A 25,351-nucleotide genomic window follows, 5' to 3' on the forward strand; every position below is an offset into this window, starting at 1 on the left:
CACGAGCCGGGAGACGCCGACGGCGCCCCGCACCGTGAGGTGCGAGGCGCCGTCGGGCGGACGCGTGGGCGAGGTCAGCGACCGTCGACCGGCACGTACGGGCGCTCGGTCGCACCCGTGTACACCTGGCGCGGGCGCCCGATCTTGGTCTGGGGGTCCTTCATCATCTCGCGCCACTGCGCGATCCAGCCGGGCATGCGGCCCAGCGCGAACAGCGGCGTGAACATGGCCGGCGAGAAGCCCATGGCCTTGTAGATCAGGCCGGTGTAGAAGTCGACGTTCGGGTAGAGCTTGCGCTCGATGAAGTAGTCGTCGTTGAGCGCGATCTCCTCGAGACGCAGCGCGATGTCGAGGAGCTCGTCCTTCTTGCCGAGGGTCGAGAGGACCGCGTCGGCCTTGGCCTTGACGATCGCGGCGCGCGGGTCGTAGTTCTTGTAGACCCGGTGCCCGAAGCCCATGAGCCGGACGCCGTCCTCCTTGTCCTTCACCTTCTTCATGAAGGTGTCGACGTCGAAGTCGCTGTGCTGGATCTTGTCCAGCATCGACAGGACGGCCTCGTTCGCGCCACCGTGCAGCGGGCCCGAGAGGGCGTTGACCCCGGCGGCGACCGAGGCGTAGAGGTTCGCGTGGCTTGAGCCCACGACGCGGACCGTCGAGGTCGAGCAGTTCTGCTCGTGGTCCGCGTGCAGGATGAGGAGCTTGTCGAGCGCGTCGACCACGGTCGGGTCGGACTCGTACTTCTCGTAGGGCGTCGCGAAGGTCATGCGCAGGAAGTCGTCGACGTAGCCGCGCGAGTAGTCCGGGTACAGCAGCGGCTCGCCCACGGCCCGGCGGTGGAGGTAGGACGTGATGGTCCGCGTCTTGGCCAGGAGCAGGACCGTCGCGAGCTCGACCGTGTCGTCGTCGAACGGGTCGAGCGAGTCGGGGTAGAACGTCGACAGCGCGTTGATGGCCGAGGAGAGCACGGCCATGGGGTGCGCGTTGCGGGGGAACGTCCCCATGAACGTCCGGAAGTCCTCGTGCACCAGGGTGTGGCGGTTGACGCGCTCGACGAACGCGTCGAGCGTGGGCCCGTCGGGGAGCTCTCCGTGGATCAGGAGGTATGCGACCTCGAGGAACGTCGACTTCTCGGCGAGCTGGTCGATCGGGTAGCCGCGGTAGCGCAGGATGCCCGCGTCGCCGTCGATGTACGTGATCTCCGACTCGCACGAGGCGGTGTTCATGAACCCGGGGTCCACGGTGACGAGCCCGGTCGACTTCAGCAACGAGGAGACGACGATGCCGTCGTTGCCCTCGGACGCTGCGACCACGGGCAGGTCCTGGCTCGATTCGTTGACGACGAGCCGAACTGTCGCCTGCTGGGTGGTGGTCATGTCTTCCTTCCTTGCGCGCTGCCGCACCCCCTGCGGGTGGCTGCGCGTGTCTTTCGTGGTGTCGCTGCGAGATCGTCACCTGTCCGGCCCGGGTGGATGGCCGAGAACGTCGGACAGCATTGGCCTGCGTCGACGGTACTCGCTTCACCCACACGTGACCAATCTGGAACGGTCACAAAACCGCCACGCGGGTGTGATGCGAGTCACAGGCGAGAACGTGGAGGGATTGCACCAACAATCTCTCCATGACCATGAGGCCGTCGTGCAGCTACCGGCCGGAGAGCCGGGCCGCAGCCTCGTGCACCCTCTCGTCGCCCGCGGTGAGGGCGACCCGCACGTGCCCCGCGGCCGCCGGGCCGTAGAACGCGCCCGGACCCACGAGGATCCCGAGGTCGGCGAGGTCCCCCACGACCGACCAGCAGTCCCCCTGCTCGTCCGCCGCGCCCGCGGGGCGCGACCACAGGTAGAGCCCCGCCTGGGAGCCGTCGACCTGCAGCCCGACCTCTCCGAGCGCGGGCAGCAGCACGTCCCGACGGCGCCGGTAGACCTCGCGCTGCGCCGCGACGTGCGCGTCGTCCGTGAGAGCCGCGACCATGGCCGCCTGGACCGGCGCGGGCACGATCATGCCCAGGTGCTTGCGCGTCGTCAGCAGGTCCGCGACGACCGCCGGGTCGCCCGCGACGAACGCGGCCCGGTACCCCGCGAGGTTCGACTGCTTCGACAGCGAGTACGCCGCGAGCAGGCCCTGCGTCGAGCCCCCGCTCACCCGCGGGTCGAGGATGCTCGGCACCCCCTGGCTCGCGAACGGCTCCTCCCACGCGAGCTCGGCATAGCACTCGTCGCTCACGACGAGCGCCCCGATCTCGCGGGCCGCCGCCACGACGCGCGCGAGCTCCTCGACGCCCAGGACCTCCCCCGTCGGGTTGCCCGGCGAGTTGACCCAGACGAGCCGCACGTCGCTGCGCCCGGCCCAGTCCTCGACCCGGTCCGTCGCGAGCGGGGTCGCCCCGGCGAGGCGCGCGCCGACGTCGTACGTCGGGTAGGCCGTGGCGGGGTGCACGACGACGTCCCCCGGTCCCAGCCTCAGCAGCGAGGGCAGCAGACCGACGAGCTCCTTGGAGCCCACCGTGGGCAGGACCGCGTCGGGGTCGAGCCCGGGCACGCCGCGACGGCGGTCGAACCAGCCCACGACGGCCTCGCGCAGCGCGGAGGTCCCGTGCGTGGTCGGGTAGCCGTGCGCGTCGCCGGCTGCGGCGAGCGCGTCACGGACGACGGCAGGGGTCGGGTCCACCGGCGTGCCGATCGACAGGTCGACGATGCCTCGCGGGTGCGCGCGTGCACGCTCCGCGTAGGGCAAGAGTGAGTCCCACGGGTAGGCGAGGCCCCCCAGGTCGGCGAATCCCATGCTCCGCTGCCCGCGCTCAGGCCTGCGGGGCCAGGGCCGCGATCATCGGGTCGTCCTTCTCGATCATGCCCATCTTCGCCGCACCACCCGGCGACCCCAGATCGTCGAAGAACTCCACGTTCGCCCGGTAGTAGTCGCTCCACTCCGACGGCACGTCGTCCTCGTAGTAGATCGCCTCCACCGGACACACCGGCTCGCACGCACCACAGTCCACGCACTCGTCCGGATGGATGTACAACGACCGCTTGCCCTCATAGATGCAGTCGACCGGACACTCCTCGATGCACGCCTTGTCCTTCACGTCCACACAAGGCTGAGCAATCACGTACGTCACGTCGGAGGTTCCCTTTCACCTGCTGCACCGAGCACTTCCCCCTAGTATCGCTCAGGAACGGGGCATCCCGGCCATCGGCGGACGAAGAGAGCGTGAGCACGACGATGAACTCCACCCCGCGCCCGGCGCTCGACCCGCAGTGGGCCACCTGGCCCCCGGGCGCTCGCGTCGTGGTCCGGCGACGCCTCACGCCGGACGAGGCGCGCGCCACCCAGGCCCCCGCGACCGGGGAGGCGAAGTCGGTGACCGACGTGATCGGGATCGTCCTGTCGGTCTCCCCCGGCGCCTCGATCACCCTGCGCACCGACGCAGGCGGCTCGCACGAGTCGGTCGAGGTGACGATCCCCGCCGAGCAGCTCGTGGCCGCCAAGCGGATCCCACCCCGGCCGCCTCGCAGGCTGCCGCGTCAGCCGGTCGACTGACCGTCTCAGGCGGGGACGACCGCCGCGATCGCGCTCACCTCGATGAGCGCACCGGGCACGCCCAGGCCCGCGACGCGCGCGGCCGTCACGAGCGGCGGCACCCCCGGCCCGGCGAGCCGGGGCGCGATCGCGCCGTAGGCCGCGCCCAGGTCGGCGTCCTCGACCAGCAGCACCGTCCACTGCACGACGTCGGCGAGCGTGGCACCCGCCGCCTCGAGCGCGACGCTCACGTTGTCGATGGTCCGGACCGACTGCTCGGCGACGTCGTCCGAGACGACCGCCCCCGTGTCGTCGACGCCGTTCTGGCCGCCGACGTAGATGGTCGTGGCGCCCGGCGGGACGATCGCGACATGGCTGAACGCCGGGCTCACGACGAGCCCGGCCGGCTGAATCCGTGTGATCTCCATGACGCCCACGGTTCCACCCACCACCGACACACGCGCGGCGTGCGGCAGGCGGCGGGCGGCGGGCGGCCTGCACGCGACCGCATCTCCGCCCGGCACGCCCGTGGTAGGCGTGCCGGGCGCGTGGAGCCCTAGCGCGCGAGCTCCACCAGGTCATCGTGCACCGCGACGACCGCCCACCCCCCGAGAGCGAGCTCGACGAGCTCGGAGAACCACTCCGGCTCTCCGAGGTCGACCGACAACCGCTCCGTCCCGACGCCGTCCGCACCACCCGGCGTCGCTGACCCGCCCGGCGGCAGCGACGCCGTCGGCAGGGGCCCCGTCGGCAGCGACCCGCCAGGTGCCGCGGGCACGACCGCGGCCGCTCCCTGGGGCTGCCACGTCGCCCGGACGTCGTCGGCCCGGTCGAAGAACTCCGTCGTGGCGGCGTTCGCCTCCAGCGCCGTCGCGAGCGCCTCGAGGTCGCGCGCCGCGAGCCGCAGCGCCGGAGCGACCCAGCCGGCGTTCTCGGTGAGCATGGCCTCGGTCCGACGTGGGTCCGTCCGACCCACGCGCGTCCCGTCCCGGAAGCTCCCTGCGGCCAGCGCCAGCGCCACCTCCCGGACCGGGGCGGCGGACACGAGGTTGAGCAGCTCGATCGCGAACGCGTGCGGGACATGGCTGATGAGCGCTGCGGCTTCGTCGTGCACGTCGTCGGTCAGCACGAAGGCGCGACCGCCCGCGGCGCCCGTCACGAGCGCCAGCACGGTCGCGAGCGGCTCGGCGCGGGTCCTGTCGGTGACCGTGACGGCCCACCGAGCCCCGTCGAGCAGCCCCGCCGACGACGCGGCGAACCCCGACGCCTCGGTCCCGGCCATGGGGTGCGCGCCGACGTACCGGTCCCCCAGGCCGCACCCCTCCAGGACCTCGCGTACCGGCCCCTTGACGGACCCGACGTCCGTGACGACCGTCGTCGCCGGCAGGTGCCGGGCGACCCCGGTCGCCACGGGGCGCACGGCCCGCAGCGGGACCGCGAGGACCAGGACCTCCGGGGCCGACACGCACAACGACTCGACGTCCTCGACCACCCAGATCCCGGCGTCCGCAGCCTGCGCCCGCGTCTCGGCCGAGGCGTCGTACCCCGTGACCGTCACGCCCTCGCGGGCCAGACGCCGGGCCAGCGACCCGCCGATGAGCCCGAGCCCCAGGACGGCGACCGTCCGAGGGCCGTCGCGGTACGCAGCCTCGTCGCGCCTCACGCCCACAGCAGCCCCCGGTCGAGCTCGTCGGCCCCGGCCCCTGCCCGGACCGACCCCACCGGGACGTGGTCGGTGGACAGCGCCTCGTCGAGCTCCCCCCGCGCCGGGAAGACCCCCAGCGTCTTGACCGAGTCCCCCGCCCGGAGCAGCCCGTCGAGGACCTCGCGCACGGCAGGCTCCCAGGGTGCGGCGTCGACCGTCAGGACGAACACGTACTTGCCCTCGAGCGCCTTGAGCGGGCGCGTGATGAGGCTCGACAGGTTCACGCCCCCCGCCCCGAACGCCTGAGTGATCCTCGCCAGCACACCGGGCCCCGTGACGTGCGGCGTCAGCGCGAGCATGGTGCGCCACTGGGCGTCCGCCCCGCCCGCCCGTGCGGCGGCGAGGGCGACCTGCGCCCGGTCGCGTCGGACGATCGTCAGGAACCTCGTCCGTGCGCCGCGGAAGTCCTCGACCCGGGCCTCGAGCAGGTCGAGGCCGTACAGCTCGCCGCAGATGGCAGGACCGATCGCGATCTGGTGCTCGGTCGCGTCACGGCACGCCGCAGCGTTGGACGACGCCGGGACGGGGACCGCGCCCGACCGCACCACGAAGTCCTGGCACTGGGCCAGCCCGTGCGGGTGAGCCGTGACCTCGGTCAGCTCACCGTGCCCCGGGCGGACGAACGCGTCGAACGTGATCTCCAGGACCACCTCGTCGATCGCGACGACGTCCTCGCTGCCCACGATCGCGTCGAGCGACGGGACCACGTACCCCTCGACCGAGTTCTCGATCGCCACGATGCCGTGGTCGAGCTCTCCCGAGGCGACCCCCGCGTAGACGTCGGTCACGGTCGGCACCGGGACGAGCTCGACGTCCGCGCCGCCGTCCGTGCCGTCGCCACCCCGGGCGAGCGACGTCGTCGGGCCTGCTCCCGCGGCTGCCTGCGTGCGCACCCACCGGACCGCCGCCTGGTGCGTGAACGTCCCCTCCGGCCCGAGGTAGGCGACCCTGGTCACGAGCCCACGTGCTCCGGCGCCCACTGCGGGGCCAGGGCGTCCGGCCCCGGGACGAACTCCCGGCCCGGGAGGACCGCGAGCACCCGGTGGGCGACGTCGCGCGAGGACAGCTCGGCGATGAGCCCGGTCAGCACCGAGGCGTCGGGGCACGAGAAGGACGAGAAGAAGATGTGCGGGCCCGCCGACGAGCGGTGGCTGCGCAGGTGCTGCATGTCGATCCCGCTCTCTGCGATGACCGAGAGGGTCTGCTGGAGCGAGCCGCGGTGGTCGTCGCGCGGGCCGAACGCGAACCAGACCTGTGCCTCGCCCGCGAACTCCGGTGCGGGACGACGGGCCTCGACCAGGCCGTACCAGATCGGCGCGCCCGCGCTCAGGCGCGCGCTGCCGGGGATCTCCTCCCATCCGGCCGGGATCTCCGAGCGCTCGACGACGAGCGTCCCGCTGGGCCCCGCCAGGGCGATCCTCTCGTCGAGCGCGGTCCGTGACGGGACGAGGCGGGGGTTCGCCCCCAGCGTCCGCAGGACGTGACGGCAGTCGCGCATGCCGGCCTCGTCGACGACGACGCTGCCCGTGGACTGCCCCGGGCGACCGGCCCACACCCACTGCGCGGGGACCGCGACCGCGGACGTGATGACCAGCGACGGCGCCGCGGCCAGCAGCGCACGCTCGAGGTCGTGGGACGGCTGCGCCGGGTGGCCGATGTGCACGACCGCAGCCAGGTCGTCGATGCTCGCGACCGTCGCGAGGGTCGTCGACGTGGACCCCAGGTCCAGCAGGTCGTCCGCCCCCGTGCCCGCGGGCCAGCCGTCCGCGCCGTGCCACTTCGCGATCTGTGCGGCGAGCCGTGCGTGGGCCCCCGACTCGCGTTCACTACGTCCGAGCATCGAGTGTCCTCGCCCTGCCTCTCGCGGTTGCCGCGTGTGCGCGGCGCCTGTCAGCGTCCGACGAGCAGTCTAGCGGCGGGCCCCCTGCCGACGGGGAGCGCGAGCTCCCCTGAGACGCAGGGGCCCGCCCGCCGGCCGTCGCCCGCACCCGGAAGCGACGAGCGGGCCGAGACCCGTCGGTCTCGACCCGCTCACCTCAACCGGACGCGTACCGGCGGAGGTCCGTCACTGCGGGCTCAGGGCCCGCAGACGACCTGGTTGTCCGGCTTGTACGTCCACCGGTCCGACTCCTCCTTGACGACCTTCCCCTCGAGGAGGAGCTTGCGATACGTCGTGATGGAGAAGCCCGCGTTGCCCTTGGCCTGGGGTACGCAGCCCGGCCCCGAGTGCGTCACCGTGGTCGGCTCGACCACGTTCTGCTTGCCGCTCGAGGACTCCTGCACGGTCCAGTACTTCGTGCTCCAGATCGCCACGTGGAGCTGGCCGCCGCCGATCCAGGACTGCATGAGCACACCGTAGGGCGTGTTGTTCTTGAACTTCATGTCGATCGAGCCGACGAAGATCGTCGCCTCACGACCGGCGGGGTAGCGGCTGAACCAGTAGCTGTGCTGACGGTGCTCGACATCTTCGAGCCCCGCGTAGAAGCCGGCGTTGTAGGTCGTCGTGGCCATCTGCGACAGACCGCCACCGATGCCCTCGACGTGCTTGCCGTCCTGGACGATGCCCGCCGAGTAGTAGCCACCGGCCGCCGTGATCGGGGACAGGGTGTCCGTCAGGGAGAACGTCTCGCCCGGCTTGACCAGGGTGCCGTTGACCTTGCTCGCCCCGACCCTGAGGTTCTCGGTGCGCTGGGCGTCGCTCGTCAGGTTCGTGGAGAACTCGGAGATCTTCTCCTTGACGCCGAGCGCCTCGAGCGCCGCGACCGACTCGGCAGGGTCCGACTGCGTGAGCTCGACCGTCGCCGTCCGCTCGGTGCCGAGGGCGGCCGTCGTGACCGCCGAGCTCAGGGCGACCGGATCGATCGTGGTGCCTGGCTCGCCCCCTTCGATGACGGGCGCTCCGTTGACGAAGACGAACTTCGCGTCCGCTGCCTCGTCGAGCAGGTTGTCGGTCCCCGCGACGACGGCCTCGAGCAGCGTCGGGCCGTCGAAGGTGAGCTGGAGCGCGCCGTCCGTCGGGTTGAAGGCGGCTGCGGACGCAAGGACGTCGGGCGAGAGCTCGGCCTGCTGACCGCCGACCGCGACCGTGACGGGGGCCGAGACGACGCTCTGCGCCTGAGCGAGCGCCGCGTCCGTCTCCTCCTGCGTGACGGCCGGTGCTTCCGGGGTCGTCGGGAGGTCGAGCGGGTCGGAGCCCGTGAGCCAGGAGGTGCTGATGATCTCGATCGACTCGTCCTCGACGATCTCCGCGCCGTCCTGCGCCGGCGTAGCCACGGGCTGCCCGTCCGTGAACACGACGTTGCCGTCGACCGGCTCGAGCGCGAGCCGGGCCTTGAGCTCGGCGACCTGGGCCTCGAGCTTCTTGTCGTCGACCGTCGTCACGGGCTCCTCGTCCGTGCCCCCGAAGACGTGCTTCCAGAGCTGGACGGGACTCATCGAGAACGACGTGAGCTCGTCGGCCGTCGCCTGCGCGTCGAACGCGAGCCCGGCTGCTGCCGGGTCGAGCGTCGTCGTCGAGGCTCCTGCCTGGAGCGTGATCGGCTCGGCAGCGCGTCCGCCGAGCCCCTTCTCGAGCGCAGCCGTGGCCGCCGTCGTGTCGAGGCCTCCCACGGACACCCCTGCCACGGTGGTCTCCGGCGGGACCTTGTCCGAGTAGAACCACTGCGCCCCGGTGTAGAGCCCGCCGAGCACGACGACCCCGATCCCCGCCCACAGCGCCACCTTCGGCAGGCGGCTGGGTGCCTTGTCACCGGAGATCCCGTCGAGCGGCGACCCGCCGTCCGTCGGGACGTCCGGCGCCGCCCCCTCGGGGGCGCCGACCGGGGTGAACGCCGACGCGATCGAGGTGCGTGCCGGTGCGGCGGCCGCCTCCTGGGCGGGGGGCGTCGCGGCGCCCGACGTCGCAGCGCTGGTCCACGCCGACGTCGCCGGGGCGAAGGGCGACACGGGAGGCGTCGAGCCTGCCTGTGCAGCCGGCTCGACGACGGGGTGCATGACCTGCGTGGGCTGGGCGTCCGCGGCGGGCTCGACATCCGTGGCGGGCGTCGGCGGAGCGGCCGAGACCGGGGCCGAGGGGGTGGGCGTCGGCGCGGCAGGGGCCTCCGCGGCCACCGGCAGGACCGCCGGCCGCTCCTGCGACGCGTCGGGGGTGGAGGCAACCGGTGCAGGTGTCTCGGGCGTCGGCGGGACGACCGGGAGGGCCACCGGCTCCTCGAACGCGAACACACGAGGCGAGTACGGCACGTCGTCGTCGTCATCGAAGCTGGGGCGACGGGGCTCGGCGGCCGGCGTCGCAGCGCTCGGCGCGACCGGCTCAGCAGGAGCCGTCGGGGTCTCCGGCGTCGCAGCGCTCGGGGCGACCGGCTCGACCGGCGTCGCAGCATTCGGGGCGACCGGCTCGACCGGCGACGCAGCATTCGGCGCGACCGGCTCGACCGGCGACGCAGCATTCGGCGCGACCGGCTCAGCCGGAGCCGCCGGGGTCTCCGGCGTCGCAGCGCTCGGCGCGACCGGCGACGCAGCGTTCGGCTCGACCGGAGCCGCCGGGGTCTCCGGCGTCGCAGCGCTCGGGACGTGGGTCGTGACCGCCGGTGCCGACTCCTCGACCGGCCCCGGCGCCGGGTCGATCACCGCAGCGTCACTCACCGCAGACTCGCTCCCCGTACCCGTGCTGCCGGTGGCGTCGGCACGGTCCTCGCCGGCCTCGGGCGGCGCTGCCGAGACGGACTCCGCCGGAGCACCCGGCTCGGTGCTCTCGGGAGGCGTGCCGTCCGTCGGCTGCTCCGGGGTCGACACCTCGTCGTTCGTGCTCGGTTCCTGCGCGTTCTCACGCTCGGTCGGGTGGCCCATCGACTGTCTCCGTGACGGTTCTGGCGCGCGGCGAAGGCCGCGACGAAGGAGGGTGGTGCGGACTGCCCGCGGGGGGCAATTCTATGCGTCCGTACCGATCTGTCCGGTCGGTGTCTGGCGTGAAGATCCGGTGACGATCTGTGCCGCCGGGTGGCTTGCGGCGCCGGCCCGCAGCGGCCGGTCGCTGAACCACGACCACGGCAGGAAGGCGACGATCGCGACGACGGCCATCCCGCCGTAGACCCACACGAGCCCGACGGTCTGGTTCGGGACCAGCAGGTCACCGCCCGGTCCCTTGGACGCGAGGACCTGCACCGCCACGACCCAGCCGATCGCGTAGCCGGCGACTCCCGCCCAGCCGGTCCACGCCCGTGCAAGGACTCCCCCGGCGAGGACCGCGAGCAGCGCCACGACGATCCCGATGGGCAGCAGGTGGTCCGTCACCACGACACGGTGCATCACGGTGCCGACGGCTCCCACCACGAGGCCGAGCACGACGCACAGCAGCGCGCGCCCGATCGTGCGGGCCCCGGTGTTCTTCACTGTGTCCACGCTACTGGTCCTGTCTGATCATTTCCCGTGAACCTGCGGGGAGGTCCCGCAGACTCCGGGGTCACGGTGTAGAACTCACGTGAAGGAAGGGCGGCGAGGACGTCGTTGCTCAAGGCGTACCACCCGAGCACGCCGTCGGGCGCCTCGGACGGTGCCGCATCGCTCCGTGCTGCCACCGGCACGGTCCCGACGTGCTGGACCTGGGTCGCGTGCGCGCGCAGCGCGCCGACCACCGCGTCGAGCACGGGCGCCACCTCGACGACCGCGACCTCCTCGAGGTCGTCCTTCGCCACGGGAGGCAGGTCCTCCTGCGGGTCCGGCAGGGTGAGGTCGGGATGCTCGGCGAGCAGTGCACGGATGCCCGGCAGGCCGGCCAGCTCGCGACGAGCGGCTCGCGCCACCGCGGTCGGCACGACGGACTGCCACAGCTCCGGGCCCGGCTCCCCCGTGTCGCCCTCGGGCACCCGTACGCCGACCGGTGCGACGCCGTCGGGCGTGCCGTGCTCGCCGCCGCGGGCGAGCGCGATGGCTCGGACCGTGATCTCGTGCGCCCGGACGTGGTCCGGGTGCCCGTACCCACCCGACGGCTCGTACGTCACGACGACCCGGGGCCGCCGCTCACGCAGGACGCGCGCCAGGCGGTGCGCCGCGTCGTCGAGCGGGACGCCGACGAGCGCGCCGTCCGGGAGGTCGGCCTCCGCCGCCGCCCGCGCGATGCCGGGCGCGGCCCACGCCATGCCCGAGTCGCGGAAGGCGACGGGTGCGCGAGCGCCCGCCACCTCGGCGCTCTCGTCGGGCTCGACGTGGTCGAGGAACACGTGGTCGGACACCCCCAGGCTCGCCAGAGCCTCGGCGAGCTCTCCCTCGCGGTGTGCCGCGAGGGCAGGTCCGTCACCCTCGAGGTGCGCGAGCTCCGTGCCGATCACCTCGCCCTGCTCGCCCCGCGTGCACGTCACGAGCGTCACCGGCTCGCCCGACGCCGCCCACGTCGCCAGCAGCGCGCCGGTCGCGAGGGTCTCGTCGTCAGGATGGGCGTGCACCGCGAGCAGCCCGCCGCGGGGCCGGACCGGCTCGGACCTCATACGTCCTCCAAGGGGGCGGGTAGTGCGGAGCCCGCACCGCCGGTCACGAGGACCGGCGGCACGGGCTGCACGCTCAGCGGTGGTGCCGTCCTGAGGTGATCAGGACTTCTTCGCGCGGGAGAACGCGCGGGCGCGCTCGGTCTGGTCGAGGATGACCTTGCGGATGCGCACGACCTCGGGGGTGACCTCGACGCACTCGTCCTCGCGGGCGAACTCGAGCGACTCCTCGAGCGTCAGGTGCTTCGGGGGCGTGAGGTTCTCGAAGGTGTCGGAAGAGGCTGCACGCATGTTCGTGAGCTTCTTCTCCTTCGTGATGTTGACGTCCATGTCCTCGTTGCGCGAGTTCTCGCCGACGATCATGCCCTCGTAGACCTCCTGCGTGGGGTCGACGAAGAACGAGCCGCGCTCCTGCAGGTTGATCATCGCGAACGGCGTCACGACACCGGCACGGTCCGCGACGAGCGAGCCGTTGACGCGGGTCTCGATGGGGCCGGCCCACGGCTCGTAGCCCTCGGCGATCGAGGACGCGATGCCCGTGCCGCGCGTGTCCGTGAGGAAGCGGGTGCGGAAGCCGATGAGGCCACGCGCCGGGACGACGAACTCCATGCGGACCCAACCCGTGCCGTGGTTCGACATGGTCTCCATGCGGCCCTTGCGCTGCGCGAGGAGCTGCGTGACGTTGCCCAGGTACTCCTCGGGCACGTCGATCGTCATTCGCTCCATGGGCTCGTGACGCTTCCCGTCGACCTGCTTGGTGACGACCTGCGGCTTGCCCACGGTCAGCTCGAAGCCCTCGCGACGCATCTGCTCGACGAGGATGGCCAGCGCGAGCTCACCACGGCCCTGGACCTCCCAGGCGTCGGGGCGCTCGGTCGGCAGGACACGCAGCGACACGTTGCCGATGAGCTCCTTGTCGAGGCGGTCCTTGACCTGGCGGGCCGTGACCTTGTGGCCCTTGCCGCCCTTGCCCGCGAGCGGGGAGGTGTTGATACCGATCGTCATCGAGATCGCCGGGTCGTCGACCGTGATGAGCGGCAGCGGACGCGGGTCGTCGGGGTCCGTGAGGGTCTCACCGATGGTGATGTCCTCGATGCCGGCGACCGCGACGATCTCGCCCGGGCCCGCCGAGTCGGTGGGCACGCGGGTGAGCGCCTTGGTCTCGAGCAGCTCGGTGATCTTGACGTTCTGCATCGTGCCGTCGGCACGGGCCCAGGCCACGGTCTGACCCTTGTGGATCGTGCCGTTGAAGATGCGCAGCAGCGCGAGGCGGCCGAGGAACGGCGACGCGTCGAGGTTCGTGACGTGAGCCTGGAGCGGCGCGCCCTCCTCGTACGTGGGGGCCGGGATCTTGTCGAGGATGACCTTGAACAGGGGCTCGAGGTTCTCGCTGTCGGGGACCGAGCCGTCGGCGGGCTGCTCCGTCGAGGCGCGCCCGACCTTGGCCGCGGCGTACACGACGGGCATGTCGAGGATCGCGTCGAGGTCGAGGTCGGGGACCTCGTCGGCGAGGTCGCTCGCGAGACCCAGCAGGAGGTCGGTCGCCTCGGCGACGACCTCCTCGATGCGCGAGTCGGGGCGGTCGGTCTTGTTGACCACGAGGATCACGGGCAGCTTGGCGACGAGCGCCTTGCGCAGCACGAAGCGCGTCTGGGGCAGCGGGCCCTCCGAGGCGTCGACGAGGAGCACGACACCGTCGACCATGGACAGGCCGCGCTCGACCTCACCCCCGAAGTCGGCGTGGCCCGGGGTGTCGATCACGTTGATCGTGATGCCCTCCGGGTGCCCCGCCTCGACGGCCGCCGGACCGGCGTAGTGCACGGCGGTGTTCTTCGCGAGGATCGTGATGCCCTTCTCGCGCTCCAGGTCACCGGAGTCCATGGCCCGCTCGTCGACGTGCGCGTGAGCGCCGAAGGCGCCGGACTGGTGCAGCATCGCGTCGACGAGGGTCGTCTTGCCGTGGTCGACGTGGGCGACGATCGCCACGTTGCGCAGGTCAGAGCGCACAGACATACAGAACTCATTTCGGGAGAGGAGCGAGCGACGGAGGATTCCGCCCCGGAGCTGGTGGCCGGCGGACGGGCGCCGCCCGCGCAGAGCACGCGCGCGCCGTCGTCCGGGCACGGCTATCTTACCGGGTGCGAGCCAGTGGGTGGAGAGGGTGCTCCGTCACACCCGTCCCTCGCCCCGCCACAACGCGAGATGCCCGACGACGGCGCGTGCCGTCGTCGGGCATCTCACCCGTGCTGTGCGAGGTCAGGGCTGCTGCGGGATGCGGTCGCCCTCGATGTTCTCGCGGCGGTCGACCTGTGAACGCAGGAGCGCGTCGACCTCGCTCGACTCGTCCTGGGCGATGTCCTTGGCCTCGTTGACGAGCAGGAGGTCGCGGGCCTCTCGGCGCACGCGCTGCTGCTCGGGGTCCGGGACGGGCACCGCGGCCAGCAGGCGGCGCGTGTAGTCGTCCCGCGGGGAGTTGACGACCTGCGCCGTGTCCCCGACCTCGACCAGCTTGCCGTGGTGCATCACCGCGATCCGGTCGGACAGGATCTCGACGACCGCGAGGTCGTGCGAGATGAACAGGCACGCGAAGCCGTGCTCGCGCTGCAGGTCCTGGAACAGGTCGAGCACCTTCGCCTGGACCGACACGTCGAGCGCCGACGTGGGCTCGTCCGCGACCAGGAGCTTGGGCTCGAGCGAGAGCGCACGGGCGATGCCCACGCGCTGACGCTGGCCACCCGAGAGCTCGTGCGGGTAGCGGTTGCGCATCGCCCGCGGCAGCTCGACCTGGTCGAGGAGACGCTCGACCTCGTTGCTCAACGCCTTGCCCTTGATGCCCTTGTGGAGCATGAGGGGCTCGCCGATGGACTCACCGATCGGCAGACGCGGGTTGAGCGACGAGCCCGGGTCCTGGAAGACGATCCCGACCTGGTTGCGCAGCGGGCGCAGGTCGCGCGAGCGCGCGCCGACCATGTTCTGGCCGACGATCGTCAGCTCGCCACCCGTGACGGGCAGGAGCCCGACCACCGCGCGGCCGATCGTCGTCTTGCCCGACCCGGACTCGCCCACCAGACCGACGACCTCACCCTGACGGATGGTCAGGTTGACCTCGTCGACGGCGCGGAAGCCCGGAGCGCGGCCACGACCCGGGTACTCGATGACCATGTTCTTGGCCTCGAGCACGACCGGGCGCTCGTCGACGACCTGCTGCGCGGGCTCGACGACCTCGGCACGTGCGGTGCCCAGGTGCGGGACCGCGTCCAGCAGACGCTGCGTGTAAGGGTGCTGGGGCGCGGAGAAGATCTGCGCCGCCGTCCCCTCCTCCACGACCAGGCCGTTCTTCATGACGAGGATGCGGTCCGCCATGTCGGCGACGACGCCCATGTCGTGGGTGATGAGGATGATGCCCGAGTCGATGCGGTGACGCAGGTCACGCATGAGCTTGAGGATCTCGGCCTGCACCGTGACGTCGAGGGCCGTGGTCGGCTCGTCGGCGATGAGCAGGCGCGGGTCGCACGCCAGGGCCTGCGCGATCATCGCGCGCTGACGCTGACCGCCCGAGAGCTGGTGCGGGTAGGAGTCGAACCGGCGCGCCGGCTCGGGGATCTCCACGAGCGTGAGCAGCTCGATCGCGCGCTTCTTGGCGTCCTTGGGACCCATGTCGAAGTGCGTGCGCAGCGTCTCGACGATCTGGAACCCGACGGTGTACACCGGGTTGAGCGCCGTCATGGGCTCCTGGAAGATCACCGAGATCTCCTTGCCACGGATGTGGCGGAGCTTGCTCGTGGACATCCCGATGAGCTCGCGGTCGCCCAGCTTCGCGCTGCCGGTCGCTCGACCGTTCGGCGGGAGCAGCCCGATGAGGGACATCGACGACTGCGTCTTGCCCGAACCGGACTCGCCCACGATCGCGAGCACCTCGCCCGGGTGCACGTCGTAGCTGACGCCGGACGCGGCGGGGAACCACTCGCCGTCGACGTAGAAGTCGACGCCGAGATCACGGACGGTCAGCACGGGTTCGCCGGTGGGCGCCGATGCCGCCTGGGGTGCTGTCTCGATTGCCACAGGTATCAGGATCCTTCCTGTATGCGACGGACGTCGGCGCTGGTCAGCGCTCCGGTCGATGTCTGCATCTCTGGGAGTATGGGCCCATGGGACCCACACACGTTTTCAGGTCGACGTACGGCCGGATACTGACCGGTGCCGCAGCGCTGGTCGCGCTCGTCACCCTGGTCAGCCTCGCGACGTCGGGGGGCGTCGAAGAAGTACTGCGCTACGGCGCGTGGCCGCTGCTCGCGGTGCTGGTCGTCTGGGCGCTCTTCTGGTACCCCGAGGTCCAGGTGAGCGACGGCGAGATCGTGCTGCGCAACGTGCTGCGCACCGTGCACGTCCCGTGGCCCACCTTCCGGAGCGTGGACTCGCACCTCGCGCTCAAGGTGACCACGACGAGCGGCACCTTCACGGCGTGGGCCGCACCCGCCAGCAGCGGCTCCGTGGCGAGGCTGCGAAACCCCCGCACGGTGGACCCCAGCAAGGGCATGGTCGGTGACCGGCTGGTCAGCGGGGCCAACGCCGACGCGGTGGCGCTCGTGATCGGAGAACGCTACGAGGCGCTGCGTTCCGCGGGGCACCTCGACGGTGACGACCACGGGCTCACGCCCCGCACGACGTGGCACGTCGCGACCGTCGCCGGCCTCGTGGTGCTCACGACCCTCGGGGTGCTCGCGCCGCAGCTCGGCTGAGCACGCCACCGGTACCGACGGCGCCCCGCGGGGGGTCGTCGGTACCGGTGACGTGAGGCCGGTCATGTCAGCTCCCGCCGCCCAGGCCGACGTGGCCACCCTGGGCCTGCATCGGGATGGTGGTCTCGTGCGAGCCGGCGGCAGCGCGGTCCATCTTCTTCTGGGAGGGGATCCGCTTCTGGCGCGGGTCGAACGCGTCGCGCAGACCGTCGCCGATGAAGTTGATGCACAGCGCGATCACGACGATGAACAGACCGGGCCACCAGAACAGCCAGGGCCGCGTCGCGAACGACGACTGGTACTGGTTGATGAGCTGGCCGAGCGAGATGTCGGGCGACTGGATGCCGAAGCCCAGGTAGCTCAGCGCGGTCTCGAGCAGGATCGCCGAGCTCATGAGCAGCGTCGTCGCGACGATGATGACACCGATCGCGTTCGGCAGGATGTGCTTGAAGATGATCCGGGTGTTCGAGGCGCCGGCCACACGGGCGGCGTCGACGAACTCCCGCTCGCGCAGGCTCAGGAACTCACCGCGCACCAGTCGGGCCAGGCTCGGCCACAGGATCAGGCCGAGGGCGGCACCGAAGATCGCCGCGCTCAAGGATCCGGCCATCTTGCCGATGACAGCACCGATGACGATGGTCGGGACCGTGATGACGAGGTCCGTGAAACGCATGAGCATGCCGTCCGTGCGACCACGGAAGAAGCCCGACAGCGAGCCGATCAGGACACCGAGCACGCAGGCGATACCGCCGATGGTGAACATGACGCCGAGCGACGTCTGGGTGCCCTTCATGACGTAGTAGAACATGTCGTGCCCGTTCTCGTCCTGACCGAAGGGGTGCTCGCCGATGGCGAAGCCGCTCCCTCCCAGCCAGGTGGGCAGGCTCATCGTGGGCGCCCCTCCGGGGTTGATGACCTTGCCCGACCCGCCGCCCTGCGGCCACCATCCCGGGACCGGGCCGAAGCCCACCGAGGTGAAGGCGAGCAGCACGACGAAGATCAGGACCGCGAGGCCGACCATGGCGCCCTTGTGCCGGAAGAACCGGCTGCGGACGATCTGGCCCTGCGACAGGCCTTCCACGTCCTTGAGCTCGATCGCGTTCTCGATGGTGACCGAGTCCGGTTCGCCGTTCTGGGGGTTCAGAGGGGTACTCATGCGTTCACCCGAATTCGTGGGTCGAGGGCAGCGTAGATCAGGTCCGCCACGATGTTGGCGATGATCGCGAGCGCAGCGGTGATCAGGAGGTAGGCCATGACCGGCTCGATCTCGGCTTCCTGGAGCGAGTTGAGGAAGAGCGCACCCATGCCCGGCCGGTTGAAGATCCGCTCCGTGACGACCGCGCCACCGATGAGCGTGATGACGTCGATCGGGACGATCGTCGCGAGCGGGATCAACGAGTTGCGGAAGCCGTGGCGCATGATGACGGTTCGCTCGCTCAGCCCCTTGGCCCGAGCCGTGCGGATGTAGTCCTGGCTCATGACCTCGAGCATGCTCGAGCGCGAGTAACGCGTGTAGCCCGCGAAGGCGACCAGGATCAGCGTCAGGGTCGGCAGCAGCAGGTGCGTGTACTGGTCGAGGACCTGCACCCAGTAGTTGCCGCCGAGGTTCGGCGTCCGGTCACCGAACGTCGCGATGGGACGCCCACCGATCGCGTTCGAGTTCACGTACGCGGGCCAGACCTGCATGACGCGGTCGATGTAGATCATCGCCGCGATCACGAACGCCGTGATGCCACCGGTCCTCGCGGAGACACCCCAGTCGGGTCCGCGGAAGAGGAAGCCGACCAGGACGCCCACGCCGATCGCGACGATGGCGAGCCCGAACATCATGAGGTGGCTCGGGGCGACCGAGTCGAAGAAGCCCTGGAGCGGGTAGTAGAGGGCGACGCCGATGGCCACGGTCGCGAGGGCCGTGTACAGGGCACGGCGGTTGCGCAGGCCGGCAGAGACCGCCGTCAGGGCGAACGCGAAGCCGACCCCGGTGATGGCGATCAGCACCGGGCCGAGCTGCGGATCGGCCCACCAGTCCGTGAGCTGCACGTAGAGCATGACGCCGAGCGTGGCCGCGAAGGCGAGACCGAAGGTCTGCAGCCTGCGCGTGACCGACCCGCCGATCGCGAGCACCCACAGCAGGCCCATGAGCGCCGCGACGACGATCAGGACCGGTATGGAGAGGTTGGGGTCCGCGAGGAAGTCGTTGAACCCGATGGCCCCCCACTGCTTGAGGAGGACGGCGACCCAGAACGAGGGCAGCGAGTAGAGCAGGAAGGACAGGAAGATGATCAGGTAGTCGAACGTCGCGTACTGGCGCAGGGCGCTGACGATACCGACCGAGACACCGAGGATCAGCGACAGGACCGTGGCGGCAGTCACGAGCTGCAGCGTCGAGCCGATCGCGTGCGACACGAGCGTGCCGACGTCCTGGCCCGAACGCCAGGCGACGCCGAAGTCTCCCTGGAAGACGTGGCCGAGCCACTGGAAGAAGCGCACCACGACGTTGGTGTCGAGGTTGAGCATGTCCTCGCGCGCCGCGATCTTCGCGGCCTTGTCCGCTCCGCGGTACTCCTGGAGGTCGGCCAAGGGGTCGATCGCCAGATCGACCAGGAGGTACATCATGAAGATGGCCACGAACAGCGTGGCTATGCCGGCCAGAAGGCGGCGCGTAATGAACGTCAACACGTTGGGGTAAACCTCGCAGACGACTGAGGACTCGCGATCAGCGAGTCATTCTATTCCGCGGCCCGGCAGTCGATGCACGGCGGATACTGCTGGCCGGCGTGTGCAGGCACGCGCGAGGGCGCCGGATGGGTGCTCCGGCGCCCTCTCGTCGTCTCCGACCGAGGAGATCTTCCGCGCGCGGGGGGTGGGGAGCGCCCCCCCCCCGCCCGCGACTCGTCTCACCTGACGGAGTCGGTACTACTTGCTGGCCTCGGCGTTGCCGGTCTTCCAGTCCCAGAACCCGTAGAAGATGCCCGGGGCGATCGTGAGCGGCTTGACGCCCGAGATCTTGGACTCGTTCCAGGCGGTGACGCCCGGGAACTGGAAGATGGTCACGCCGAACGCGTCGTCGACGAGGTGCTTCTCGACCTCGCCGAGGAGACGGGTCTGCTCGGCCGGGTCCGTCTCGGTCTGGAGCTGGTTGAACAGCTCGTCGACCTCGGGGTTGGAGTACCCGTAGTGGTTGTTCGTCGCGTCGGTGCGGTAGTTCGCGTCCGACTCGGTCACGGCGGTCGAGGTCGACTGCCAGCCGAAGAGCGCCGCGTCGTAGAACGACTTGGCGTTGCTCAGGTCGGTGCCCCAGTCGGTCTGGACCTGGTACGGGGCGACCGTGAAGCCCGCGAGGGCGGCCGACTCGGTGATGAGCTGCGCCTGGTTGACACGACGCGTGTTGTTGGGGTCGAACAGCAGGCGGACGGAGACGGGCGAGGTGACGCCGGCCTCGGCCAGGAGCGCCTTGGCGCCCTCGATGTCGACCTCGTCGTACTGGGACTGGCCGTTCGCGGCGACGATGTCGTCGTACGCGGGCGAGCCGGGGACCGTGGTGTACGAGTTGCGGATCTCAGCGTCCGGGTTCAGCGGCTTGATCAGGTTGTCGATGATCTGCTGACGCGGGATGGTCTTGAGGAACGCCTGGCGGACCTTCTTGGCCTTCTCGGCGTCGCCACCGTAGGTGTTCGGGTCGAACGGCCCACCGTTGGAGAACTGCAGGTCGACGTGCTCGTACGTGCCCTCGGTCGCGGACTCGACCTTGACGCCGTCGAGAGCGCTGACCGCCGAGAGGATGTCGGCCGTGGACTGCGGGTTGATGAGGTCGACCTCACCGTTCTGCAGCGCCTGGACCTGGCCCATCGGGTCGCCGTTGTAGCGGATGGTGACCTGGTCGATGCCGGCCTTGTGCTCGCCCTTGTACTTCTCGTTGGCCTTCAGCGTGACGTACTGGTCCTTGACGAAGTCCGTCATGACGTACGCGCCGCTCGAGAGGTAGAGGTTCTCGTCGTCGGGGAGCTCGGCGTAGTTGAAGTCCTTGTTCCAGACGTTCGCGATCTTCTGCAGGCTCGCGACGTCGCCGTCCTGGATGGCCTTGACGACGGCGTCGCTCGCCTCGGTCGCGTCCTCGATGCCGAGCGCACGCTGCCCGACCACGTGGGCCGGGAGGTTCGGGGAGATCGCGGTCTCCCAGTCGGCGAAGGGCTTGGAGTACGTGAACGTGATCGAGTTGTCCTCGATGACGGGCACGTCGGTCACGAGCGAGATGCCCGGGGACGAGGCGTCGAAGTAGACACCGGCGTCGACCTCGGCCTGGTTGGTGACCTCTCCGGTCTCCTCGTCGTACACCGGCTCGATGTTGTTGTACTTACCGGTCTGGGCGACCCACTCGAGGAGGAGGTCGGCGGGGCCGGCCGCGACGTCGTCGGACCAGCCGGCGGTGTCCGCGTAGGTGTACTTGATCGTCAGCGGGTCGTCGGAGACCTTCTCGTACGTCCCGTACGACTCGTCCTGAACCAGGTTCAGGTCCTCGTCGTAGTAGTTGAAGCCGGCACGCATGAGGTACAGCACGACGTTGTTCGCCGTGGCGTTACCGGTCATGGAGTTGCCGTTGTACGAGTAGAACGGCTGGTTCCACGCGATGTTGACGCTCTCGCTGTCGTTGATGCCCGCGCCGTCGTCGCTGTTGCCGTCGCCGGACCCACCGGCGCACGCGGAGAGCGCCAGTGCGCTCGCCGCCACGGCTGCGACAGCCGCAGACTTCCGTGAGATCTTCAATGTTCCTCCTCAAGGGGATGGTGGGTTCCCCGTCGACGTGCTCCGCAGCAGCACTGCGCGCGGAGCTCGGCGACACTCGCGGGAGACCCACCATTGGTTTGGGGCAACGGTACCGACCAAGATGGGCGACTTCACCCGGTTGCACCTTTCGAGCGGTCGATCGTTACCGAGTTGATACTGGCCGGTACGGTGCTGTTTCCCATTCGATACCCGGAGAAACCGGTACGTAACGGACCGGAAACATGGAACGAGCGCCGCCCGCGTCTCACGATGCGGTGGCGCCCGTCCCATATCCGGCGAATGTGGCAGACCTCATAGCGGCCCGCGGGGCCAGGCCGAAGGGCTCAGACGTTGAAGCGGAACTCCACGACGTCCCCGTCGACCATGACGTAGTCCTTGCCCTCGATGCGGGCCTTGCCCGCCGCACGGGCCGCCGCCACCGAGCCGGTCTCGACGAGGTCGTCGAACGAGATGACCTCGGCCTTGATGAAGCCGCGCTCGAAGTCGGTGTGGATGACCCCGGCCGCCTGCGGAGCGGTCCAGCCCTTGCGGATCGTCCAGGCGCGCGACTCCTTGGGCCCGGCCGTGAGGTAGGTCTGCAGGCCGAGCGTGTCGAAGCCGACGCGCGCGAGCTGGTCGAGGCCCGACTCCTCCTGGCCCGTCTCGGCGAGCATCTCGGCGGCCTCCTCGGGCTCGAGCTCGACGAGCTCGGACTCGAACTTGGCGTCCAGGAAGATCGCCTGCGCCGGCGCGACGAGAGCCCGCAGCTCGGCCTTGCGGTCCTCGTCCACGAGGCCCGCGTCGTCGGTGTTGAAGACGTAGATGAACGGCTTGGCCGTCATGAGCTGCAGGCTCGCGATCTCGGCCAGGTCCAGCCCGGCGGACTTCGCGCCCTGGAACAGGGTGATCCCCTGCTCGAGCAGCGTCTGCGCCTTCTGGGCCGCGGCGAGCAGGACGGGGTCGCCCTTCTTGATCTTGACCTCCTTCTCGAGACGCGGCAGCGCCTTCTCGAGGGTCTGGAGGTCCGCGAGGATCAGCTCGGTGCTGATGGTCTCGATGTCGTCCGCCGAGTCCGTCGAGCCCTCGACGCGGATCACGTCGGGGTCGTCGAACGCGCGGGTCACCTGGCAGATCGCGTCCGCCTCACGGATGTTCGCGAGGAACTTGTTGCCGAGCCCCTCCCCCTCGCTCGCACCCTTGACGATGCCCGCGATGTCCACGAAGGACACGGTCGCGGGCAGGATGCGCTCGCTGCCGAAGATCTCCGCGAGCTTGTTCAGCCGCGGGTCCGGGAGGGACACGACGCCGATGTTCGGCTCGATCGTCGCGAACGGGTAGTTCGCGGCGAGGACCTGGTTGCGCGTCAGGGCGTTGAAGAGGGTGGACTTGCCGACGTTGGGCAGGCCGACGATGCCGATTGTTAGAGCCACGGGGCCTGAGTCTACGCCGAGCGACCGCGCGCGCCGCTCGCACCGGAGCAGGCGGTCGGCAGGCAGACGGCCCGACGGCGCCGCCCGCCCCGGGCGGCCACGTGCACTGCTGCACGGGCGCGCCTTGGGCGAGCGGCGCCGTCGGGCCGCTGCGGGAGACGCCTACTTGTAGCTCATGACCTGCTGGAGGAGCTCCGGGCCCCGCTGGTCGACCAGGCGGCCGCCCCAGCGCATGCCCATCACGAGGAACACGACCCCGAGACCGACGCCCACGACGAGCGTGAGCCAGCCCCAGACCGCCGCCCCCGTCAGGACGTTCGTGAGCGCGAGCCCCGCCGCCGGCAGGCACAGGGCCGCGAGGACCAGCATGGTGATCATCTGCGCCACGAGCGTCGCCATCGCAGCGCCCTGCGGCGACTTGAACGGGCTGTCCCCCGGCTTCGGCACCGGGTAGAGCAGGCGCGCCGAGACCACGCTCGACACCCCCAGCCCCGCACCCAGCACGCCCAGGCTCAGGCCGATCGTGGCGACCAGGAGGTCCCACCGGCCCGTGAACGCGACCGAGGCCACCGCGAACACGAGCACGACCGGCACCCCGATGACCGCGGCCGCGAGCACACGGCCCGCGCGGTCCGCGAACCCGCTCACGCCCGACGACACCTGCGTCCAGAACGCGGTGTGGTCGTACGCGACGTCCGCCGAGATCGCGAACCCGAACGTGAAGGCCGTGACAGGGCCCAGCACGAGCATGAGCTCCTTGAACCCGTCCCCGCCGTCGATCCCCATGCTCGACCCGACGAACCACAGCAGGACGGGGAGCAGCGGGACCACGGCGATCGACCCGGAGTAGCGCGGGTCGCGGAACCAGTACGTCAGGCAGCGCGCCGCCACGGCGCCCACGGGGGTCGCCGGGAACCGGTCGAACCAGCCGAGCCCCTTGGACTTGCCGGCCGAGGCGCCGCCGTGCGGCGCGACCAGCGCCTTGGCGAGCGCGCGGTCCCACACGACCCACGCCGCGACCAGGACGACCACCGCGATGGCGAGCCGCGCGAGCGCGAGGCCCCAGGCGCCGTCGGACACCGCGGACGCGACCGCCCACGGCGCCCCGAACGGCGTCCACCCCAGGACGTCCGCGATGACCGGCAGCACCTCCTGCCCGCGCGCGATCGCCGACGTCGCCCAGCCGATGATCGGCCCTGCGAGCATGAGCGGCACGAACGCCGCGATCGACAGGACCTCGCGGTAGCGCCGCGAGTCGAGCAGCGGCGCGAGCGCGGTCGTCGTCGCACGGGACCCGACGACGCACAGCGCGACCGCGAGCAGCGCGCCCACGAGCGCGGCCAGGGCCGCGAGCGGCGAACGCCACCACGCGAGCGCCGTGCCGGCCGAGGCGACGAGCGTCACGATCCCCGGGATGCCCACGAGACCCGCGACCGCGAGCCCCGCGAGGAGCTGGCGCTGCGGCACCGCGAACGTCACGAAGCGCTGCGGGTCGAGCGTCGCGTCCACGCCGAACGCGAAGAGCGGCACGATCCACCACGCGAGCACGACGACCGACCCGACGATCGTGATGATCTGGCCCGCCATCTCGGGGGCCGTGGTGCCCAGGACCGTCAGGCCGATCAGGGCCATCGAGATGACGCCCAGCCCGTAGAGGATGCCGAGGACGAGCCCCACCGTCTGCCACACGCTCTTCTTGAGCGTGTTGCGCAGGAGGGTGAGCTTGAGCCTTACGAGGTGCGCAACCACGACAGCCCCTCCGTGGTCTGACGCCCGCCGACCAGGTCGACGAAGCGGTCTTCCAGGCTCTGGCCCGCGCGGACCTCGTCCACGGTCCCGGCCGCGAGCACGTGCCCGCCCGCGATGACCGCGACGTGGTCGCACATGCGCTGGACCAGGTCCATGACGTGCGAGGACACGATCACGGTGCCGCCGCTCGCGACGTAGCCGTTGAGGATCTCGCGGATGTTGGCCGCGGAGACCGGGTCGACGGCCTCGAACGGCTCGTCGAGGACGAGCAGGTTCGGGGCGTGGATCAGCGCCGAGGCCAGCGCGATCTTCTTGGTCATGCCCGCCGAGTAGTCGACCACGAACGTGTTCGCGTCGGCCGCCAGGCCCAGGGCCTCGAGCAGGTCCGCGGTGCGCTCGGCGACCGTCTCGCGGTCCATGCCGCGCAGCAGGCCCGCGTACGTGATGAGCTGGGCGCCCGTGAGCCGGTCGAACAGGCGCACGCCGTCCGGGAGGATGCCGAGCAGGCGCTTGCCCTCGAGCGGGTTCGCCCACAGGTCCAGGCCGTGCACGTGGACCGAGCCGAAGTCCGGGCGCAGCAGACCCGTGGCCATCGACAGCGCGGTCGTCTTGCCCGCGCCGTTGGGGCCGACGAGCCCGTAGAACGAGCCCGCCGGGACGTCGAGGTCGATACCCGCCACGGCGATCTTCTCGCCGAACTTCTTCCACAGCCCGCGCACCGACAGCGCGGGGGCGGTGCCCGCCGCGTGGGTCGGGGGCGTGGGCGTCGCGGGAGCGAGGACGGGCGCGGCAGGCGCTGCGGGGTACGCGGGCGCTGCGTCGGCAAGGGGTGGGAGCTGGTCGCGGGGCTCAGGTTCGTGGGCCATACGGACAAACCTAGTGGAGCCGGGCGGTGTCCCCCCAGGAGATATGTCATGTCTTTCCAGGTGGGAGCCGGATTCACCCGTGCACGCGGTCTCGCAGGCCCGGCGA

At 70.9% G+C, this 25,351-nt stretch carries 20 protein-coding genes; 2 read left to right on the forward strand and 18 right to left on the reverse strand.

The window, feature by feature from the left end; all coding sequences use genetic code 11:
• Positions 1–74: 74 nt before the first annotated feature.
• The 3 genes from H9652_RS02000 to fdxA form a co-directional block, all read right to left on the reverse strand.
• Positions 75–1,373, reverse strand: a complete 1,299-nt coding sequence (locus tag H9652_RS02000; RefSeq protein ID WP_191794409.1) for a citrate synthase — start codon at positions 1,371–1,373, stop codon at positions 75–77.
• Positions 1,374–1,641: 268 nt separating this feature from the next.
• Positions 1,642–2,778 (reverse strand): succinyldiaminopimelate transaminase, encoded by a 1,137-nt coding sequence (gene dapC, locus H9652_RS02005; RefSeq protein ID WP_191794410.1) that lies wholly within the window; start codon positions 2,776–2,778, stop codon positions 1,642–1,644.
• Between the two features lie 16 nt (positions 2,779–2,794).
• The gene (fdxA, locus tag H9652_RS02010) at positions 2,795–3,112 is read right to left on the reverse strand and encodes a ferredoxin (protein ID WP_056764260.1); all 318 of its coding nucleotides are present in this window, start codon (positions 3,110–3,112) and stop codon (positions 2,795–2,797) included.
• 92 nt (positions 3,113–3,204) lie between these two features.
• Between fdxA and H9652_RS02015 the strand changes: the two genes are divergently transcribed.
• The gene (locus tag H9652_RS02015) at positions 3,205–3,534 is read left to right on the forward strand and encodes a DUF6725 family protein (RefSeq protein WP_318243944.1); all 330 of its coding nucleotides are present in this window, start codon (positions 3,205–3,207) and stop codon (positions 3,532–3,534) included.
• A 5-nt stretch (positions 3,535–3,539) separates the two neighbouring features.
• Here H9652_RS02015 and H9652_RS02020 read toward each other — a convergent pair whose 3' ends face one another.
• The 9 genes from H9652_RS02020 to H9652_RS02060 all read right to left on the reverse strand — a co-directional run bounded on the left by H9652_RS02020 (position 3,540) and on the right by H9652_RS02060 (position 15,759).
• Positions 3,540–3,941 carry a RidA family protein gene (locus H9652_RS02020; protein WP_191794411.1) on the reverse strand — a complete coding sequence of 134 codons (402 nt, stop codon included), beginning with the start codon at positions 3,939–3,941 and terminating at the stop codon, positions 3,540–3,542.
• A 128-nt stretch (positions 3,942–4,069) separates the two neighbouring features.
• A complete protein-coding gene (locus H9652_RS02025; protein WP_191794412.1) occupies positions 4,070–5,176 on the reverse strand; it encodes a prephenate dehydrogenase in 1,107 nt (368 codons plus the stop codon).
• Positions 5,173–6,174: a prephenate dehydratase gene (locus H9652_RS02030; RefSeq protein ID WP_191794413.1), complete on the reverse strand. Its 1,002-nt coding sequence runs from the start codon at positions 6,172–6,174 to the stop codon at positions 5,173–5,175. The genes H9652_RS02025 and H9652_RS02030 overlap by 4 nt, the downstream gene beginning before the upstream one ends.
• Positions 6,171–7,058 carry an ACT domain-containing protein gene (locus H9652_RS02035; protein ID WP_191794414.1) on the reverse strand — a complete coding sequence of 296 codons (888 nt, stop codon included), beginning with the start codon at positions 7,056–7,058 and terminating at the stop codon, positions 6,171–6,173. The genes H9652_RS02030 and H9652_RS02035 overlap by 4 nt, the downstream gene beginning before the upstream one ends.
• Positions 7,059–7,294: 236 nt before the next feature.
• Entirely contained in the window at positions 7,295–10,066 is a 2,772-nt protein-coding gene (locus H9652_RS02040) for a VanW family protein (protein ID WP_191794415.1), read from the reverse strand.
• A gap of 81 nt (positions 10,067–10,147) precedes the next feature.
• The gene (locus H9652_RS02045) at positions 10,148–10,609 is read right to left on the reverse strand and encodes a DUF6113 family protein (protein ID WP_191794416.1); all 462 of its coding nucleotides are present in this window, start codon (positions 10,607–10,609) and stop codon (positions 10,148–10,150) included.
• Positions 10,606–11,700: a PIG-L family deacetylase gene (locus H9652_RS02050; protein ID WP_191794417.1), complete on the reverse strand. Its 1,095-nt coding sequence runs from the start codon at positions 11,698–11,700 to the stop codon at positions 10,606–10,608. Before H9652_RS02050 ends, H9652_RS02045 begins: the two co-directional genes overlap by 4 nt.
• 99 nt (positions 11,701–11,799) lie before the next feature.
• Positions 11,800–13,710: a translational GTPase TypA gene (typA, locus tag H9652_RS02055; RefSeq protein WP_138823809.1), complete on the reverse strand. Its 1,911-nt coding sequence runs from the start codon at positions 13,708–13,710 to the stop codon at positions 11,800–11,802.
• 243 nt (positions 13,711–13,953) lie between these two features.
• Positions 13,954–15,759 carry an ABC transporter ATP-binding protein gene (locus tag H9652_RS02060; RefSeq protein WP_191794418.1) on the reverse strand — a complete coding sequence of 602 codons (1,806 nt, stop codon included), beginning with the start codon at positions 15,757–15,759 and terminating at the stop codon, positions 13,954–13,956.
• Positions 15,760–15,845: 86 nt separating this feature from the next.
• On the opposite strand from H9652_RS02060, the gene H9652_RS02065 reads away from it, so the two are divergent.
• Positions 15,846–16,436 carry a PH domain-containing protein gene (locus tag H9652_RS02065; protein WP_191794419.1) on the forward strand — a complete coding sequence of 197 codons (591 nt, stop codon included), beginning with the start codon at positions 15,846–15,848 and terminating at the stop codon, positions 16,434–16,436.
• Between the two features lie 67 nt (positions 16,437–16,503).
• Here H9652_RS02065 and H9652_RS02070 read toward each other — a convergent pair whose 3' ends face one another.
• The 6 genes from H9652_RS02070 to H9652_RS02095 all read right to left on the reverse strand — a co-directional run bounded on the left by H9652_RS02070 (position 16,504) and on the right by H9652_RS02095 (position 25,245).
• Complete coding sequence (locus H9652_RS02070) at positions 16,504–17,592, reverse strand: ABC transporter permease (protein ID WP_191794420.1); 1,089 nt, start codon at positions 17,590–17,592, stop codon at positions 16,504–16,506.
• On the reverse strand, positions 17,589–19,115 hold the full coding sequence (locus H9652_RS02075; RefSeq protein WP_191794421.1) for an ABC transporter permease subunit: 1,527 nt from the start codon (positions 19,113–19,115) through the stop codon (positions 17,589–17,591). Before H9652_RS02075 ends, H9652_RS02070 begins: the two co-directional genes overlap by 4 nt.
• A 237-nt stretch (positions 19,116–19,352) precedes the next feature.
• Positions 19,353–21,200 carry an ABC transporter family substrate-binding protein gene (locus tag H9652_RS02080; RefSeq protein WP_191794422.1) on the reverse strand — a complete coding sequence of 616 codons (1,848 nt, stop codon included), beginning with the start codon at positions 21,198–21,200 and terminating at the stop codon, positions 19,353–19,355.
• Positions 21,201–21,544: 344 nt separating this feature from the next.
• Positions 21,545–22,630 carry a redox-regulated ATPase YchF gene (gene ychF / locus H9652_RS02085; protein ID WP_191794423.1) on the reverse strand — a complete coding sequence of 362 codons (1,086 nt, stop codon included), beginning with the start codon at positions 22,628–22,630 and terminating at the stop codon, positions 21,545–21,547.
• 162 nt (positions 22,631–22,792) lie between these two features.
• Complete coding sequence (locus H9652_RS02090) at positions 22,793–24,379, reverse strand: hypothetical protein (protein ID WP_191794424.1); 1,587 nt, start codon at positions 24,377–24,379, stop codon at positions 22,793–22,795.
• On the reverse strand, positions 24,361–25,245 hold the full coding sequence (locus H9652_RS02095; RefSeq protein ID WP_191794425.1) for an ABC transporter ATP-binding protein: 885 nt from the start codon (positions 25,243–25,245) through the stop codon (positions 24,361–24,363). The genes H9652_RS02090 and H9652_RS02095 overlap by 19 nt, the downstream gene beginning before the upstream one ends.
• Positions 25,246–25,351: the final 106 nt, after the last annotated feature.

Source organism: Oerskovia rustica, assembly GCF_014836555.1.
In the GTDB taxonomy this organism is placed as follows: Bacteria; Actinomycetota; Actinomycetes; order Actinomycetales; family Cellulomonadaceae; genus Oerskovia; species Oerskovia rustica.